We start from the raw sequence: 4,138 nt of genomic DNA on the forward strand, positions 1-4,138 counted from the left end.
CATGCGCGCTTCGCCCGCACGGCTCACCGCTTCGCCCACCGCCTCCGATGGATTCACTGACTCAGCTCGCACTCGGCGCCGCCGTCGGCATCGCCGTCATGGGCCGACGCACCGCCGCCTGGAAGGCCGCGCTGTGGGGCGGCCTGTGCGGCACCCTGCCCGACCTCGACGCCTTCATCGACCACGGTGACGCGATCAGCAACATGACGCTGCACCGCGCCGAGAGCCACGCGCTGTTCTTCCTGACGCTGGCGGCGCCGCTGCTCGCCGCAGCCATCGCCGGGCTGCACCGTGACCGCGCGCACTTCGGCCGCTGGTGGCTGGCCGTCTGGCTCGCGCTCGTCACCCACCCGCTGCTCGACCTGATGACGGTCTACGGCACGCAACTCGCCCGGCCGTTCAGCGACTTTCCGTTCGCCGTCGGCAGCATCTTCATCATCGACCCGCTCTACACGCTGCCGCTGCTGGCGGGTGTGATCCTGGCGCTCGTTGCGTGGCCCGGCCGCGGCTTGCGCTGGAACGCCGCGGGCCTGCTGCTGAGCACCGGCTACCTCGCCTGGAGCGTGATCGCGCAGCAGCATGTGACGAGCCTCGCGCGGGCCTCGCTGCAGGCTCAGGGACTGGCCGCGCGCGACTTGCTGGTGACGCCGGCCCCGTTCAACACCGTGCTGTGGCGCGTGCTCGCCCTCACGCCGGACGGCCACGCCGAGGGCTTCTATTCGCTGCTGGACGACACACCCCACATCAGCTTCGAGCGCTTTCCGCACGACACCGGGCTCCTGCCCCGGCTCGCCGACAACCTCCCCGCACAGCGCATCGCCGCGTTCAGCCACGGCTTCTTCAAGCTCGAGCAGCGCGACGGTCAGGTGCGCATCACCGACCTGCGCATGGGGCTCGAACCGAGCTACTTCTTCAGCTTCGTCGTCGCCGAGCAGCGCGACGGGCGGTTCGAGGCGCGACCGCCACTGCCGGTCGGCGTGCGGCCGGACTTGCAGCGCACGGGCCCGTGGCTCTGGCGCCGCCTGCTCGGCGAACCGCTGCCATCGCCACGCTGACCAGCGCGACCTATTGCACCAGATCGAGCACCTCGATCTGCTCCGGCACGGTCTGGAAGGTTCCGGCCCCCGAAGGCATCTGCATCAGCGGCCTCAAGTCGGCGTCGAACAGCCAGACCGTCGGGTAGACCAGCAAGCGCGAACGCTCGTCGCCGATGGAGCGCTGGAATTCGCCATAAGGCCAGACACTCCCTCCGACGCGGAAGTACAGGCGGCTGGCCGGCACCGACAGCGAACTCCGCAGGTCGACCACGATGTACTTCGCCGCGAAGCGCGGCACCAGCTCCCGCGCGTTCTTTTCCAGGAAGGCCTCGTATTGACGGCAATAGCGACAATCGCTGGCACCGAGGTAGACATAGAGCCTCTTGTTCTCCTGACGCGCCCGGTCGCGCACGGTAGTCAGGTCGAACTCGGTCCGCTCCGGCCCGCCACCGGGCTGCAACACCACCGCGCCATAGGCCGACGGCAGGCCGGCCGCAGAACTGAGCGACGCCAACGACGAGCCCAGCGCCAGCATCAGCACCCACGCGCCAGAGCGCCAGCGGTGCAGCCAGGGCGTCATGCGGGTCGTCTCACTGCACGGCCAGGCGACCCGAGAACCGCCCGTCCTTCGAATCCTCGACCTCGGCCGACAGCTCGCCCCGGGCGTGCGGCACGAAGTTGAAGCGGAAGGTCGGGTTCTCGCTGACCGAGAAATCGAGCTCGGCGTCGAACAGCTTTCGCTGGTCGTAGCTCACCCTGATCGAGCGCACGAAGTGCGGCGGTATGAACATCACTGTCTGGTTGTTGAGCTCGAAGCCGGTGTCGTTGGGGTGCAGCACCGTCACGTCGGCCGCCGTCACGGCGTTCATGCGGGCCGGCTCGGGCAGCTTGAACACCGTCTTGCCGACCAGATGCAGCGCGTCGCGGTTCGGCGGCGCCGAGCAGCCGCCGGAGGTCTTCACGTAGCGGGAATCCATGTGCAGCGAGCCGTCGGACAATTCGCTGATGACCCGCACATGGCTGTACTCGTCGACCCTCAAGCGGGTCTCGAAGTCGGCCTGGCCGAGTTCGGTCGTGAGGTCGAGCACCGCCGCCACGGGCGAGGGGTTCTTGTCCACCAGCACGTACATCTTGCGGACATAGAGCTCGGCGGTCTGCGGCAGCTTCGAGACGATCTTCACCGGCACCGAGGCGCCGTAGGCGGCCCGCAGCGGCACGATCAGCTGCACCTTTCCGGAGTCAGTTTCGATGCGACGCGACGCGAACAGCCGTTGCCGCAGCTTCTCCCACTCGGGCGACGAGTCGGTGTGCGCCACGTTGGTCGGCAAGCCGCCCGGCGCCGCGTGCACCGGCCCCACCACTGCCCCTGCGGCGGCGAACAGCAGCGCCACCAGCCACCCCGCAACGCCCCTCGACGGTCTCGACCGCTTGCTTTCCAGCATCGTGATCCTCCGGATGCCTGCCTCTTACCTGACCAACAGATCGCGCTCCATACGCACGAAGACGATCGATGCGTTGCGCCGGTGGATCGTCTGATACTGGTCCCAGTCCTTGAACTCGGGCAAACCCGCCGCATCCGGCACCTCGCTCAGCGCCGCGTCGGCCCGGGTCAGCTCGATCAGCCGGGATTCGAGTTGGGTCAGGTAGCGGTCCACGCCGTCGATCAGCGCGGCCGACGCGACCGGACCGTGCCCTGGAACCACCTGGCGGATCGGCAGCCCCCGCAGTGCCTGCAGGGCCTGCCGCCAGCCGTCGATCTCTCCGTCCTGCACGTCGGGGATGCGGCGCTGGTCGAGCAGGCCGCCGGCGAACAGCACGCCCGTGCGCCCGTCCAGCACCGCGATGTCGCCCGGCCCGCTCGAATGGCCGTAGTACAGCACCCGGACCGGCCGACCGATCAACCCGGACTCGTAGGGCGCATCGAACTCGGTGTCCGGCTTGAACATCACGGTGCCACGCATCGCCTCCTCGCCGAGCACGCGATTGAGCGTCTTCAGGCAGCCCTCGCAGCGCGCCGTCATCAGCCGCGAGGCCTTGCGCTGCATCTGCACCGGAATGCCGCGCTCTCGGAAGGCCGCAGCGCCGAAGATGAACTCCTGGCGCGCATGCGTGAGCAGGAGCAGCTTCACGGGCTTGTCGGTCACCCTCGCGATCTCGGCCAGCAGCGCCTGGCCATGACGGTAGGACGTGCCGCTGTCGATCGCGATGACGCCGGCGTCACCGACGATGAAGCCGGCGTTGCCCAGCCGGCCCTGGTTGGCCAGGTCCACCTCGCCGGAGCTTCCCTGCACCATGTACACGCCGGACGCCACTTCGACGGCCCTCGGCGCCGTCGGGTCCGCGCCGGGGGCCGCAAGCGTGGCACAGCCGCTCGCCGCGGCCAGGCCGAGGGCGCCGACGAGCGGCAGCAGGATCCTTCTTCTGATGGCGAACTGCACCTTCTTCTTCCAGGGCTCGGGGCTGGAGCGATTCCGGCCCGGCGGCCCGCTGCGCTCTCGTTTTGTCTCCCGACCTCACTGTAGCGGGCCCACCGCACCGACTGCCGCGTGGGGTCGGCCTTCCTCGACTCACGACCGAGCTCGAAGGGCGCGGGCCGGCCGGCGCCCGACCCCGGCGCCGTCAGTGTCGAACTGAACCGGTCCGGCCAGATGCGCCCCGATTCCCGACAATCGAGCCCTCCTCGATGCGGCCTTGCCGGCCCCCAGCCCATGCAACTCTCGGTCCTCGACCAGTCCATCGCACTCGCCGGTGTCGGCGAGGACGCGGCGATCCGCGACACCGTCGATCTCGCCGTGCACTGCGAGACGCTCGGCTACCGGCGCTTCTGGTTGAGCGAGCACCACAACCTGCCGACCATCGTGGGCACCGCGCCCGAGGTGCTGATGGCCGCGGTGGCCGCACGCACCCGCCGCATCCGCATCGGCAGTGCGGGCGTGATGCTGCCGCACTACGCAGCGCTGAAGGTGGCGGAACAGTTCCGCGTCCTCGACGCGCTGGCGCCGGGGCGCATCGATCTGGGCGTGGGCCGCGCGCCGGGCGGCGACATGCGGACCGCGCTCGCGCTCAACCCGCAGGCCCACGGCGCGGCCGACCAGTTCCCC

5 protein-coding genes are annotated in these 4,138 nt (G+C 69.6%); 2 read left to right on the plus strand and 3 right to left on the minus strand.

Features of this window, described 5'->3' with window-relative positions; genetic code table 11:
* Positions 1–47 precede the first annotated feature (47 nt).
* Entirely contained in the window at positions 48–1,055 is a 1,008-nt protein-coding gene (locus tag x551_RS19185) for a metal-dependent hydrolase (RefSeq protein ID WP_036250278.1), read from the plus strand.
* Between the two features lie 10 nt (positions 1,056–1,065).
* Here the strand turns inward: x551_RS19185 and x551_RS19190 are convergent, their stop codons facing one another.
* The 3 genes from x551_RS19190 to x551_RS19200 are packed head-to-tail and all read right to left on the minus strand — an operon-like array spanning position 1,066 to position 3,475.
* Complete coding sequence (locus x551_RS19190) at positions 1,066–1,617, minus strand: hypothetical protein (protein WP_036235529.1); 552 nt, start codon at positions 1,615–1,617, stop codon at positions 1,066–1,068.
* A gap of 10 nt (positions 1,618–1,627) precedes the next feature.
* Complete coding sequence (locus x551_RS19195; protein ID WP_051495909.1) at positions 1,628–2,479, minus strand: quinoprotein dehydrogenase-associated SoxYZ-like carrier; 852 nt, start codon at positions 2,477–2,479, stop codon at positions 1,628–1,630.
* Positions 2,480–2,503: 24 nt separating this feature from the next.
* Positions 2,504–3,475 (minus strand): MBL fold metallo-hydrolase, encoded by a 972-nt coding sequence (locus tag x551_RS19200; protein ID WP_011829782.1) that lies wholly within the window; start codon positions 3,473–3,475, stop codon positions 2,504–2,506.
* Positions 3,476–3,745: 270 nt separating this feature from the next.
* On the opposite strand from x551_RS19200, the gene x551_RS19205 reads away from it, so the two are divergent.
* A partial coding sequence (locus tag x551_RS19205; protein WP_036250281.1) for an MsnO8 family LLM class oxidoreductase occupies positions 3,746–4,138 on the plus strand: 393 nt, incomplete at its 3' end.

This window comes from Methylibium sp. T29 (assembly GCF_000576205.1).
GTDB classification, from domain to species: domain Bacteria; phylum Pseudomonadota; class Gammaproteobacteria; order Burkholderiales; family Burkholderiaceae_C; genus Methylibium; species Methylibium petroleiphilum.